This is a genomic window from Paenibacillus sp. J5 (assembly GCF_054955055.1).
The window spans coordinates 210063-223837 of record NZ_JBUEDD010000001.1; the positions used below are offsets into that span (position 1 = coordinate 210063).

At 57.2% G+C, this 13775-nt stretch carries 12 protein-coding genes; 2 read left to right on the forward strand and 10 right to left on the reverse strand.

What is annotated here, in order from left to right:
* Positions 1–129 precede the first annotated feature (129 nt).
* Entirely contained in the window at positions 130–837 is a 708-nt protein-coding gene (locus tag ACY1JZ_RS00755) for an NAD(P)H-binding protein (protein ID WP_462627633.1), read from the forward strand.
* A gap of 59 nt (positions 838–896) precedes the next feature.
* The gene (locus ACY1JZ_RS00760) at positions 897–1736 is read left to right on the forward strand and encodes a hypothetical protein (protein ID WP_462627634.1); all 840 of its coding nucleotides are present in this window, start codon (positions 897–899) and stop codon (positions 1734–1736) included.
* A gap of 280 nt (positions 1737–2016) precedes the next feature.
* Here the strand turns inward: ACY1JZ_RS00760 and ACY1JZ_RS00765 are convergent, their stop codons facing one another.
* From ACY1JZ_RS00765 to ACY1JZ_RS00810, 10 genes are all read right to left on the reverse strand, one after another.
* A complete protein-coding gene (locus ACY1JZ_RS00765) occupies positions 2017–3726 on the reverse strand; it encodes an FTR1 family iron permease (RefSeq protein WP_462627635.1) in 1710 nt (569 codons plus the stop codon).
* A 32-nt stretch (positions 3727–3758) separates the two neighbouring features.
* Complete coding sequence (efeB, locus tag ACY1JZ_RS00770; RefSeq protein ID WP_462627636.1) at positions 3759–5021, reverse strand: iron uptake transporter deferrochelatase/peroxidase subunit; 1263 nt, start codon at positions 5019–5021, stop codon at positions 3759–3761.
* Positions 5022–5026: 5 nt separating this feature from the next.
* Positions 5027–5899, reverse strand: coding sequence for an iron uptake system protein EfeO (gene efeO, locus ACY1JZ_RS00775; protein ID WP_270168756.1), 873 nt, complete (start codon positions 5897–5899; stop codon positions 5027–5029).
* A 120-nt stretch (positions 5900–6019) separates the two neighbouring features.
* Positions 6020–6184: a hypothetical protein gene (locus ACY1JZ_RS00780; protein ID WP_462627637.1), complete on the reverse strand. Its 165-nt coding sequence runs from the start codon at positions 6182–6184 to the stop codon at positions 6020–6022.
* Positions 6168–7730, reverse strand: a complete 1563-nt coding sequence (locus ACY1JZ_RS00785; RefSeq protein ID WP_462627638.1) for a GGDEF domain-containing protein — start codon at positions 7728–7730, stop codon at positions 6168–6170. Before ACY1JZ_RS00785 ends, ACY1JZ_RS00780 begins: the two co-directional genes overlap by 17 nt.
* Positions 7731–7854: 124 nt before the next feature.
* Positions 7855–9090 carry a copper amine oxidase N-terminal domain-containing protein gene (locus tag ACY1JZ_RS00790; protein ID WP_462627639.1) on the reverse strand — a complete coding sequence of 412 codons (1236 nt, stop codon included), beginning with the start codon at positions 9088–9090 and terminating at the stop codon, positions 7855–7857.
* Complete coding sequence (gene glmM / locus ACY1JZ_RS00795; protein WP_462627640.1) at positions 9087–10460, reverse strand: phosphoglucosamine mutase; 1374 nt, start codon at positions 10458–10460, stop codon at positions 9087–9089. Before glmM ends, ACY1JZ_RS00790 begins: the two co-directional genes overlap by 4 nt.
* Positions 10461–10673: 213 nt before the next feature.
* The gene (locus ACY1JZ_RS00800; protein WP_462627641.1) at positions 10674–11525 is read right to left on the reverse strand and encodes a hypothetical protein; all 852 of its coding nucleotides are present in this window, start codon (positions 11523–11525) and stop codon (positions 10674–10676) included.
* 62 nt (positions 11526–11587) lie between these two features.
* Positions 11588–12940 carry a nucleotide sugar dehydrogenase gene (locus ACY1JZ_RS00805; protein WP_462627642.1) on the reverse strand — a complete coding sequence of 451 codons (1353 nt, stop codon included), beginning with the start codon at positions 12938–12940 and terminating at the stop codon, positions 11588–11590.
* Positions 12937–13767, reverse strand: coding sequence for a response regulator transcription factor (locus ACY1JZ_RS00810; RefSeq protein WP_462627643.1), 831 nt, complete (start codon positions 13765–13767; stop codon positions 12937–12939). The genes ACY1JZ_RS00805 and ACY1JZ_RS00810 overlap by 4 nt, the downstream gene beginning before the upstream one ends.
* Positions 13768–13775: the final 8 nt, after the last annotated feature.

Genomic DNA, 13775 nt, shown 5'->3' on the forward strand with positions numbered 1-13775 from the left:
GGGAGAGAATCGCGAGACCGATGCTGCTGCCTTGAATGGTGCAACGATCCTGTCTATAATGAACCGTATAGGATTGCCATTCCTGGGAAGTTCAATATTCTATATGACAAATCATAGGGAGACGATTCCATGATCGAGAAGAAGGCTCATTCCACAGGCGCAACAGCAGTCGTTGCCGGGGCAACCGGGCTCATCGGGCAAGAACTGGTGCAGCAGTTGCTAGAGCATCCGGCCTATAGCCAGGTGGTAGCGCTCGTGCGTCGCGAGCTCGGCATGTCTCATCCCAAGCTGCTACAGCAGATGCTTTCCTTTGATCAATTAGAGGATGAAGTGGAGGGCAGGTGGCTGCAAGGAGCCGATGTGTACTGTGCGCTCGGCACCACGATTAAGAAGGCGGGCAGCCAGGAGGCCTTCCGACGTGTGGACTATACTTATCCACTCGCACTCGGGCGCGCGGCGCGACGTCATGATGCGGCATGTCTGGTCATTGTGACCGCGATGGGCGCATCTGCCCGCTCGAATATATTCTACAGCCGGGTCAAGGGGGAGGTGGAGCGGGACCTGTCCGCTCTGAAGCTGAAGCGACTGGTCGTGATGCGCCCCTCCCTCCTGCTGGGGGAGCGCGCGGAGAAACGCCCCGGCGAGCATGCTGCAAGTGCTGCCTATCGGCTGCTCGGCGGGCTGATGATCGGCCCGCTGGCGAAGTACAAGGCCATCGAGGGACGGGAGGTCGCCAGGGCAATGATCGCCGCTGCGCGCCGCGCAGGGTCATCCTTCGAGGTGCTGGAGTCCCAAGAGATTGCCGCACTCGCCTCTGACTCAGTGGCCTCCCCGTAAGCGCATAACTACTAACGAGGAAGCTAATCCGCATCCTCGACTAAGGAGACTCTACCTGAATGGATAATATAACGATACCTAAGCTTCTACAGCGCATCATGCAATGGGAGAATGACATTGCGCAGCATGTCCCGAAGCTGGAGCGGCCGAGCGGTTACTTTTTGAAATTTGATCCCTTGGATAACGGCGGCTATTATTGCTCGCCCTTTGACGCGATCGTCTTTGCCAACACTGGAATGGACGGCATTCATTATTCCTTTCTTACGGACTTCGGGATGCACACTGATCTGGAGCAGGCACCTATCCTCTGTGTGTCTCCGATGGACTTCGGCAACTGTGTTCGTATCGTAGCACGGAATTTGCATGAATTTTTCGAGCTGCATTTCGAGGGGCATGAGGATCTGCTGTTGAATGATTTCAAGACGGAAGAGGACTATATGAATCATCGTCGTGAGCAGGAGGATAACAGCTCGGAGTATATAGATAAAGACACGCGGAATCAGCAGAAGCAATGGGTGCGGGAGAGAGCAGCAGAACAGTTTGGATTCCGACCGATCGAGAATGCATTCCAAACCGTACAAGCCGCCCGTGCAAGCCGCCAACGTCAGGTGATTATCCCCACTTTGGACGGCCTCGGCATCATCTTAGGCCCTGGAAACAGTCCTTCCGAGCCTTACGCGCCTCATCCTTGGCATAAGAAGGACATTACCTATGATGAGCTCGAAGCCGTCGGACAGTTCGTCCGAAAGGCTGACGCGCCGGGACTCTTCTCCCTCATTCGCGATGCGCAGCATCAGGATTTGTTGCATCCCGAATATGTCAAGCTGCTGGGCAGCGAATTAACAACACGCGGCTACCTGGCCGAAGCCTCCCGGCTCAAACGCTGCATGACACCCTAGATGGCGCGCACTCCGCTTTCCTGCGAGCTCCCCTGGCCTCGGCAACGTCAGGTATTTTATTCCTCTGGCCTGTTCATGCCGCAGGAACGCTCATCCGGCCATGAACCGGTTGGATGAGCCAAGTCTTAACGGTATATGTGATAGCAGTCAGGCAGCCCTCCGGCTGCCTGTTTATCATGCATTTTCTACCATTCACCTCAAAGCCTCACCTAGAACACTCATCCCGAAGACTCATCTTGAGGGCTCATCGAAGGCTCATCTTGAACACTCTCTTGAAGGCTCATCGCCCCCTTCTTGCCAATACGATCGCTGAGCATACGATGATCATAAGCAGCCCGAGCTGCGGAAGCAGCGTCTCCCACGTCGGATACAAGCCGATGAGCTCGATTGCTGACATCTGTAACGCCTGTGTCGTCGGAAGCTTGCCGGTCAGTTGCAGGGCGTGCAGGCTGACGCCAAGCATCTTGAAGGCGAGGATGTAGATCAGCAGCGTGGCCGCCTTGAAGAACGGGCCAAGCGGGAGCTTGGCGCTATAGCGAATGAACACCACCGCACAGACGGCGAGGATCACAACTGCAATCGCCATGCCTGCCAGCAGCCGGGACGTAGTAAGCGTAGCCGCCATCCCCATATAGAAAATAATCGTCTCTGCTCCCTCGCGGAAAATCGCCAAAAAGCTGACCACCGCCATCGATACAACACTTCCCGCCGACAGCGCCGCCCCCATCTGCCGATTCAGATAACGGGTCCAGCCCTGCATCCGGGATTTTTGATGCAGCCAGATGCCAACACCCAGCATCATCACCACCGCCGCAATGCCGACAACGCCTTCAATAATCTCACGATTCGCTCCCGCAGTTGCGGTGGAGAATAACGCATTGAGGGTGAAGGCCGCAGCTATGCTCGCGAGCACGCCAGCCCCGGCGCCCAGCCAGATCCAGCGCCGATAGCGCTGGTAGCCCGCCCTCTCCAGAAAGGCAAGCAGCGCGGATATGATCAGCAGCGCCTCCATCCCTTCCCGCAGGAGCACAAGCGCCGCATCCCATACGGTATAGCCTTGCTGCTGCAACTGCTCCAGCCTGTCTGCATAGCCAGACAACTGTGCGGATAGCGCATCGAATGCAGCATTCGGAGAGGACAGCTTGCCAGCGATGAGCGGAATATGAGTCTCCAGCGCCCGATACATACTGCCATCGCGTGTCGAGACCTCGCCCTCCACGGCGGGCCAGGCAATGAGGAATTGCTCCAGCAAGCCAGCCGCCTCCTGCGGCTTCCCCTCCCCGATGCGCGCCACGCTCTGCCGCAGCAGCCCAGTGAGTGACGACAGACTGTAGCTGCCCTCAACCGCTGCGGCCGCTGGCTCTGTTCCCTCTGCGAAGAGCTCGACAGCCTCTCGCAGCGCTTCATAGCGTGAGGAAATCTCCTCATAGCTAGGCGGCTCCTTCACGGTCGAGATGCGCAGAATGCCCAGCCTCGACTCAATCTGACCATACATCGCCATATCCAGACTGCGCACCGCCGCTTCCTTCTTCGTCCATACGGACTGCAGCTTCTTGTAGGCCGCTGCTAGCGCCTCCTGATCTTGGCTCGCGATCGAGCCCGCCAGCGCATCAAGTGGAGGACTTAGGCTCTGTCCTACCTCGCTGCGTACCGCCGCCTCATCCAGCGGATGCATCATCCGGTCAAACTCCAGAAATGCCTTGGATAACGTCTTGAGCTGCTCCAGCGTCACCGCCTGATCCCGCTCCCGCACTCCGGCCTGCGCCGCCGCGAAGGCTTGATCGACCGCCTCTGTATGTGTGCCCGCAGGCTTCTCCAACTGCTCCCATTGCTGCGCGAAGACAGCCAGCGCTTGCTCGCTCTCCGCCCAGCTAGCCTTCTTCGTACTCATCAACGCCTCACCCACTGCCGTATATGCGCTGCTATACAAGCTATCCGCCGCTGCTGCTGGCATAACCGCCGCAAGCCACAGCAGCAGCATAGCCATCATGATTGTTGTCCATCTATGCCGCATCATTCACCTCAATCCAACAGACCGGCGCCCAGATAACTCCCCTTGGCTGCCCCTGGCAGACAGACGAACAGGCCGCTGCCGCGATGTGTAATGTATTCGTTCAGCTTGTCCGCCCTACCGAGCTGATTCTGAATGCGGACGAACTGCCCCGGGTCTCTCTGATACGACACAAACAGCAAGCCAGCATCAAAATGCCCGGTCTGCGGATCAATATCATTCGTATACGAAAAGGAACGACGCAATATACGATCCTTCACCTGCTTAGCCAGATGGACGTGCGAGTCGATTGGTACGACCGGATTGCCCCCCTCGTCGGTACGCCCCAGCTCCATCTCCTCGAATTCGCGCTGCTTGCCCAGCGGCGCTCCGCTGTCGCGATGCCGCCCGAAGGTATGCTCCTGAGCCTTGAGCGAGGTGCGATCCCATGTTTCGAGATGCATCTGGATTTTGCGGACGACCATATAAGTACCGTTCGCGAGCCAGGACTGCGAAGCGCCGGCGCCCACCCACACCACATCCTGCATCTCCTGGCTGTTGTTCACATCCGGGTTGCCGGTGCCGTCCTTGAAGGCGAATAAATTACGTGGTGTCTCCTTCTTGCCCTTGTGAACCGGATACGAGTTGAATCCCGCCTGCGACCACTTCATCGTCACCTTGCCGCGAGCTGCCCGCACGAGATTGCGCACCGCATGGAACGCAACCTGCGGATCATCCGCACAGGCTTGAATACATAGATCGCCCCCCGTATAGCGGGAATCCAACTGATCGCGGGGAAAATGCGGCAGCGCGACGAACTCTGCCGGACGTTTCGCCTGTAGTCCATATTCCGCTCGCTCGAACAGACTGAGGCCGAGGCCATAGGTGAGCGTCAACCGCGCAGCGTTCAGCCCCTTCGTCTCGCCGGTATCATCCGGCGGCAGCAGGACATTGCCAGCATGCGCCAGATTCTCCCCGTTCATCATCCGCACACTGTCCTCCGTCCATCGCTGCAACAGCTCCCTCAGCTCACTGCGGGATGTCGCTTCACAATGCAGCGCTGCGAAATACACATAGCGGGGATGCGGGGTTAAAATGCCTGACTGGTGCTTGCCATAGAAGCTGACCTTATTCTGATTGGTCGGATGTTCATCGATTAACGAACGAACTCCCGGAGCGGCGAGGATTCCGCCACTTCCGAGAGCTACCCCAACAGCCCCGATCCCGATCAGCTTCAACATCTCTCTGCGGGAAATCGGATGGCCCGAGTGTCTTGGTTCCTGTTCCGAGGACATCGTAATCACTCCACAACAATTGCCATCTGGCTAAGCGGCTCGCCCAATTGATCCACAGCCTCTGACAATTCCTTTGTATTTGCAGGCGTTAACGCCTCGTATGACAGATAACCGCCCTTGCCGTCCTCATATTTCGCCAGCAGCTCGTTCACCTTCTGGAAGCTCGCTTGCAGTGAAGCCGTCAACTTAGCGTCCTTGCTCTCTAGCTTCGGCTGGAAGATGGTGAAGATTTTCTCTGCTCCCTCAATATTGGCCTTGAAATCATACAGATCGGTGTGCGAGTAGATTTCCTCCTCGCCTGTAATCTTCGAGGTGGATACCTCATTCAGGAGGTCGACGGCCCCATTAATCATCAGCTCCGCGGTTACATCGACCGTCTCCACCTTGGCCCGGAGCTCCTTGACATGAGCGAGCAACTGATCCGCCACCGGCTCATATCCGCTGGTCGTCTGCTCCACCCAGAGCCCATACTCCAGCTTGTGATAACCGGACCATTCCTCCTTCCCCTTCCCTTCCTCCTCCAGATCAGCCAGACGACCGTCTATCTTCGGGTCTAACTCGCCGAACACCTCCGCCACCGGCTCCGACCGTTCGAAATACATGCGAGCCTGCGGATAGATCGCCTTAGCCTGTTCCATATCCCCCGCCTTCACTGCATCCACGAATTTCTGCGTCTCCAGCAAGAACTGATCCTGCTGCTCAAGTACAAACTCGCGATACGCCGCTACCTCCGCCGACAAATCCGCGCCCTGCACGGCCGGAGCCGCTGTCTGTGCTGCTTCCTGTCCATTGCCCGTCTTCTCCCCGCTATCTCCACAACCAGCAAGTACACCGCCTGCAAGCAGCACGGTGCTGAGCATCATTACAGCTTTCCTCATGAATAAGACCCCTTATAGAAAATGAATTAGATTGATAACGCTAATGATATTCATTATCATTTAAGTTGTCAATGAATGTTTTTGCGAACGCTGCGATGGAGGGTCAGCACCACGAGCAAATCAAGGGCGCACTGCTGCGCAGTACGCCCTTCCTTCCTTCGGATTCGCCAGCCAATCACGCCTGCTCCATGTCCATTCATCTTTTCGCACCGCGCGCAGCTCCCCGCGCGACGCAATGCTGCGTAACGGCAGTCGGTCGAACCACATCTCACGAGCTGGCATCATTCTCCTCAGAGGCTTGCAGAATTTTACGCCTGTGCTTCATATCATACATCGATTTGTCCGCCTGCTTGAGCAACTCATCGAGCGTATCTCCGTCCTGCGGATAGTAGCTCACCCCTACACTCATCTGAACATCCAGGTGTTGGCCATCATATTCAATCGGCTCCTGCTTCATCGCTTTCTCCACCCAGCGTAGCGCCTCCTCGGCAGTCCACTCATAGCTACTCACAGGGCGAAACAGCACGAACTCATCGCCGCCCAGCCTCGCTGCGACTCCCGCTGGCTCTGCCGCTCTCCGCAGCACGGAACCGACACCGCATAGCACCAGATCCCCGGCCTCATGACCGTACCAATCATTAATAAGCTTGAAATCATCGAGATCTATGATCATGACTAGCAGCTTGATGCCATGCTGCTGTGCTTCAGCTATCGCCTGCTCCAGCCTTTCCGTGAAATGGCGACGGTTCGGCAGCTCTGTCAGTGCGTCATGATAGGCCATGAACGCCACCTGGCGCATATACTCATTGCGCGCTCCAATATCACGGATGAGCAGAATCGCGTGAGGCTCGTTATGGAACGTGACATAGTCGCCATAGACCAATGTCTCCAGGACGCGGTCGCCATTGTACAGCACGGCCTCCAGCTCTCCAATCTCCGCTCTGTCTTGCAGCCGCTCCATCAACACTCCCCCTTGCAGGGCGGTCAGCTTCGCCGAATCGAGCGCCACCCGATCGAACATCTGCCTTGCGCTCGGATTCACCTCCTTGATCGTGCCATCCATAGCTACCAGCAGAATCGGCAGCGGATTGAGCTGGAACAGCTTCTCATAACGATGGCTCGAATGATTGAGGAACTCATACTTCTGCATGGCTAGCCGCAGCACGAAGCACCAGATCAGACCGGCATAAATGTAAGGATACGGCGGGATTACATTGCCGAATTGAAAATAACCGAATACAGCAACCCAGCAGGCGGTCACCAGGCTTCCATATTCGAGCAGCTTGAAGATGCCTTCGTGCTCCTTCGAGTCAGCAGGACTCTTCCATTTGCGGGCAACGCGCACCATCAAGATGGAAACCATGCTGAGCGTCAGGCTGACCGTGAGCGTTCCATAATAAGCGCCATTGGCTACCGGCCATTTCCATACGCCCACCTCCTTGAATTGCTGAACCGAGATCAGCTCCTGATGGCTCAGCAGTCCTGCCGGAATCGCCAGGAGCAAGATATGAAAGATGAGCGGATACCACGGCCGTGGGAGATGCTTATCCAAACCGATTAATTTGGCGAGCAGGTGGAACCCCAATCCTGGAATGGCAATTCCAATGTTAGAGAACCATACGGCCGCCAGCACCGGACTATATTCAATGGGCAGCATATAGCGAATGTATTCCTCAAGAAGCAACAGGAAATAGCATAATATCGACAGGCTCACCAATATATGCTCTATTTTCCGTGGATTGCGCAGTAGCACTTCGGCGCCCATATAAAAGAAAAGGAGCATCGGCACCCAGTAACACACGATAGGAATCCATACTTCAGACGGGCTCAATATAATTTCTCCTCCGACTCGGATCGAATAGGTTCAGCTACTATTCATTCTATCATGTTCACTCGCCGTGTCGAGAGTTTATGTATACCATATGAGCAGCAGGCACAAGCACTGTCGAGCTCGCCTATTCCGCTCTTTGCTCCAGCGCTGCCCAGCTTCGGTAATCATGAATCGCCATTCCTCCGTAAGCCGCATGTCCGGTAAGCTCGCTGTGGGCTGTCCGCAGCTCCTGCTCCATTAGCCTCACTCCCTTGACGTAAAAAGATGTACGTTCACTCTCAGCGTTAGGTACCGTCTCTACAGCGATGAGGACTTGCTTGCCCTGCGCATAAGCTTCATCTAATATAGCACCTGCATTGTCGATAATGCCGTTGTTCCCGCGTGCGTGGTTGCGGTAATTCATGATGACGACGCCGTCTGACTGCTCCAGCAGCCAAGCGCTCATGCTGGCCTCCGTCCCTGGCGCCTTCACTTGATGCAGCCAATACGGTATATCGAACACGATGCCAAGGCCGCTGCCGTTCATCTCCTCTCCCAGCCATTGTACCGTATTCATCCATTCCTCCAGCACTCGCTGACGATTCGTTGTCCACTCCCGCAGAAGATACGGCTCCATATCCAGATGCCACCCGGCAAAGCGCTCCTCTGGTGGAGCAGACATCTGATACTGGCGCACCCAGGCTAAAATTGGACGGACGGACTCACGGCTCGTGGCGAGCGCCCATTCGGGACGACCTGCCAGCGCCTCCACCCGGATGTCTGCGCGGGCTGCACTGCGGATGAATGCGCCATACGCGTCTGGCGACACGTCCCGATTGATCTGAAGATAGATCGCATTCACATGATGGTCATGGGAAAATCGGAGAATCTCGTCCCTCCCTGACTCGGATTCGATCAGGCGGCTGTCCCAGATCCATGTTGCCTTCGGCATCATCGTCGCCACCTCAGCACGCTGACGCGCCTCATCCCACGTAACCTCCGCTTGCAGCACCTCGCTGATCCAGCGCAGCGGCACCATCATCCGCTGATGACGAAGCTGTGCGGGCACCTCCAGTGCAACAGCCGAGCCATTCACTAGCGCTGATGGCTGTCCAGCCGCCAACCGTATACTCTGCCCGTTCAGCCTCAGTATCGCCTCGGAGGTCGACTTATCCCACTTCAGCTCCGCTCCCAGCGCTGTCGCCATCTCCCTGAGCGGCACCATAATGCGCTTCGAACGGGGATCGACATAGGGAGGCTCCGCCTGGAAGGCCATCTGCCGATTGTCCACCGCGATCTGAATCGCCGTCGCTGCCGCTGCGGGAGCCAGCAGCAGCCCGCTCAGCAGGATCACCCCGATCCAGCACAGCCACCGTCTCATATCGCCTGAATGGCACTCCTGCGCGGCTCCAGCTCCTCGCGAATGACCTGAACGATACCATCCACTAGCTGCGACAGCTCCTGCTCGTTAGGCCCCTCCGCCATCACCCGCACCAGCGGCTCCGTGCCTGAGGGACGAACCAGCACGCGCCCGTTGCCGCCCATCCGCGCTTCTGCCGACGCAACGGCTGCCTCAAGGGCAGGGTGGTCTGCCAGCATGGACTTGTCCTCCACACGGACGTTGACCAGCAACTGCGGATATTTGGTTAGACCGGCGGCGAGCTCGCTCAGCGGGCGGGCAGCCGTCCTCATCGCTGCCATCAGTTGCAGAGCGCACAGCATGCCGTCTCCGGTTGTACTATAATCCAGCATGACGATATGGCCGGATTGCTCTCCGCCCAGGTTATAGCCGCCTTGCAGCATTTCCTCCAGCACATAGCGGTCGCCGACCTTCGTCTTCCTGGCTGTCAGACCGCTCTGCTCCAGCGCCTTGTACAAGCCCAGATTGCTCATCACTGTTGAGACGACGGTGCTGTGGTTAAGGCGGTGCTGCTGCTGGAGCGCCAGGGCCAGAATATAGAGCAGATGATCCCCATCTACAATCGCACCCTTCTCATCCACCGCGATCAGCCGGTCTGCATCCCCATCGAAGGATAATCCGAGCGCTGCACCGTGCTCGACGACTGCACGCTGCAACGCCTCGGGATGCGTCGAGCCGCAGTCTTGATTTATATTCAATCCGTCCGGTTGAGCGGCCAATACGACCACATCCGCCCCTAGCTCGCGCAGCAGGCGCGGAGCGAGCCTGGAGACTGCCCCATGGGCGCAATCAAGCACCACCTTCATTCCCTCGAACCGCTGCTCAACGGTAGATTGAAGATAGCCAAGATAGTCGTATCCTCCTGCCTCATCATCTTGCACCCTGCCTACATCGCCGCCGATCGGACGGGGACAGCCGTCCTCCTGTGCATCGAGCAGCGCTTCAATCTCGGCCTCCAACTGATCGGACAGCTTGAAGCCGTCACCGCCGAACAGCTTGATCCCGTTATCCTGGGCAGGATTGTGGGAAGCAGAGATCATCACTCCCGCATCTGCGCCACGGGCTCTCGTCAGATAAGCGACGCCAGGCGTAGAGATCACACCGAGGCGCACCACATCCGCGCCGATCGACAGCAGACCCGCCACGAGCGCCGCCTCCAGCATCTCGCCCGAGATGCGGGTATCCCGCCCAATCAGCACCTGCGGGCGTTCCCCCTGCCGCTTGCGGGTCAGCACGTAACCGCCTGCCCGTCCGAGCTGGAACGCCAATTCAGGCGTCAGCTCCCTGTTCGCCGTGCCCCGTACCCCGTCTGTGCCAAAATAGTTTCCCATCATCCTCTTCCTTTCTCTATCATCTAACAGCTATCATCTAACAGCTCTAATTTAACAGCTCTAATCTAGCTACCCTGCTCTAATCTAGCGCCCTAATCTAGCGTCTCGCATCCAGTGGCTCGTATGCTTTATCACAGCACTACCAGGGCAATTCCCTGATGTCTTATGCCGCGCCTCAAGCCCGTACCTTTTGCCTGTGCCCAGGCCAGTGTCTTACTCCCTGCCTTCCGCAGCCGCTCTCCAATTGCGATAGTCATGGATGGAGAATCCCTGATACCCGCTATACCACTGCATGAACAGATGGGTGATGCTCATCTGCTGCCACAGACTGGAGCTGTCCTGACCATAGAAGGTCGTATGCGCTCCCTCCTCCGTCGGCCCTGTCTCCAGACCGATCAGGACTGGCTTGCCAAGCCGTGTCCCCTCCTGAACCATCGGCAGCGCACGGTCCATAATGCCATTGTGCCCTAGAGCAGCGTTCCGGTAATTCATCAACACGATGCAGTCGAACTGCTCCAGCATCCATGTGCCCAGGCTCTCGCCCTGCTCGTCATCGATCGTATGAATCCAGGAGGGCACATCTGCCGAAACCCGCAGCGATAGCTCCTTCCTCACCCAATGAGCCACATAGGCCGCCGTCTCCCTCCATTCCCTGACTACCGTGGCGCGTTCCTGCTCCCACTCCTCCAGCAGATAGGGCTCTATATCCACATGAACGCCATCCCATCTCGCCTGCTCTGGCGCACTGCGCTGGTAGTCTTCGATCCATCTCAGGAAGGCTTCCACCTCCTGACGATATGCAGCCAATCCCCAGGAGGGATCGCCTCCCAGCGCCTCCACCTCGATGCCTAACTGATGCGCCTGCTCAATGAAGCGGCGATACGGCTCCATATCCTGCGATGTGCGGTCGATGTGCAGGAAGATGACATTCACGCCCTGCTCCTTGGCAAAGGAGAGCAGGCGACCGCCATCATCCATCCAATCTGTACTCTCCCATACCCAGGTAGCCAGCACCTCCGGCCGTTCCTCCTCCCACTTCAGCGACAACAGCGCCGCAATAATCATGCTGATAAGCAGCAGGAGGCGGTATATAGCTATATGAGGTTGCTTACGTGACAGGTCGATATTCAGGCTCCTACCGCGACCTTCACATGTGGAGGCTGCATACCGGTTCCCAGCTTATGGATATGGTCGGATTGAATCGTGGCGAAGGCATTGCGCGTATCGATGATCGGAACCCCCATCTCCGCCAGCTCATGGTAGCTGAAGCTGCGGTGATTCGTAATGAGCACCATACAGTCGTATTGGGCGAAGACCTCCGGGTCATACTCCACCGTATGAACGGTCAAGCCGTGCTCATCCCTGAATGAGGTCGCATACGGATCATAATAGTCGACCCGTGCGCCACTCTGCTTGAACAATTCATAGATGGAGAGACCCGGCGACTCGCGCAGATCATCGATGTCCGGCTTATAGGACATGCCCAGCATCAGCACTCTCGAATTGCGGATTGACTTGGCATATACATTCAGCACCTGCGCCGTCTTGTTCAGCACATACTCAGGCATGTTGTCATTAATCGACTGCGCCAGCTCGATGAACTTGCTGTAGAAGCGGAATTCCTTGGCCTTCCAGGACAGGTACATCGGATCAAGCGGAATGCAGTGCCCGCCGATGCCGGGCCCTGGATAGAAGGGCATGAAGCCGAACGGCTTCGTGGAGGCGGCGCGAATGACCTCCCATACATCAATCGCCATCTTGTCGCACATCATCGCCAGCTCGTTGACGAAGGCGATGTTGATGCTGCGGAACGTATTCTCCAGCAGCTTGGACATCTCCGCCACCTTGGGCGAGGAGACCGGCACGACGGTCTGCACCACATGCTGATACAGCAGCACGCCCAGCTCCTTGCAGGTCTCGGTCGTGCCGCCAATCACCTTCGGCGTATTATACGTATTGTAGTTGGCATTGCCGGGGTCCACCCGCTCCGGAGAGAAGCAGAGGAAGAAGTCACGGCCCACCGTCAAGCCCATCGCCTCCAGCTCCACTTGAATCAGCTCCTCCGTCGTTCCCGGATAGGTCGTGCTCTCCAGCACGATCAGGGCTCCCTTTTGCAGGTACGTCTTTATTTCCTTTACGACATTCTTGATATAGGAGGTATCCGGGTCTTGATGCTCACTGAGCGGTGTCGGCACACAGATGCTGATCGTATCCAGCTCCTGAATCATTTCGTAGCAGTTGGTGGGCACAAACTTCCCGCTGTTCACCGCGTCGGCAACCAGCGTGGCTGGCACATCCTGGATGTAGGATTGGCCGCCGTGCAGCGCCTCGACCTTAGAGGCATCCAGATCAATGCCATAGACGGTGAAGCCGCCCTTGACCATCTCCATCGATAAGGGCAGGCCCACGTAGCCCAAGCCGATCACGCCGACCTTCGCCGTCTTGTTCATCAGCTTTTCTCGCAACAGATTGTCCATCATTTGCCATCCACTCCTCGCATATTTTCATGGGTCTGGGTAAGCCGTTTCATCTTCCATAGCAACTCAGCGAACGATAGCGGCTTGGTCACATAATCCGCAGCCCCTGATTCATAGGCGCGACTCCGGCTCTCCTCCTGCAGCTTGTCCGTCAGTACAATCACTTGCCCGGAACCTTGCGCCTGCTCCTGGATGCTGCGGATCAACTGGTACCCGTCGAGAATAGGCAGGTTCAGCTCGGTCACGACAAGGTCAGGTCTGTGCCGGAGGAACGCATCATAGGCCTCCTGCCCTTCCCTCGCCTCATGGACGAGATACCCCTTCAGCTCCAGCCGTATCTTGATGAAGTCGCGCACGATATCATCCGGCTCGGCGAGCAGCACCGAGCACGCCGCCTGATGCGGCGCAAAGAAGCGGATGTCTCCCTCCTTCCCCTTGCTCTGGAACGCCTGCTCCAGCATCGCCTCGACCATCGCTTCGGTCGGCTGTGCACTCTCCGGGAAGCTCGCCACCACGAGCTGCCCCTGCAGAAGTTGCTGTTGCTGCAGCCGATCCTTCAAGGCCAAGGAAGCGTAATGGGTGCTGCCCAGCCCCCCGCCCTCCGCGACCGCGCAGAGCATCTGGTTCGGCGTATCGTAGAAGCAATGAAAGGAGAGAGCCGCCTCATTGTTGCCAAGCAGATCGCCCGCCTGCTCGACCTGCTTCGGATTCATCTTCGCACAAGGCGCCAGAATGACGCCGCCAGCCGCTCCCTTGCGGGTAGCCGCATGTATCGATTGCAATAGCTTCAGCTTGATCTCTTGCACAGTATTGCGAATAACAACAGCCATCGGTTCCA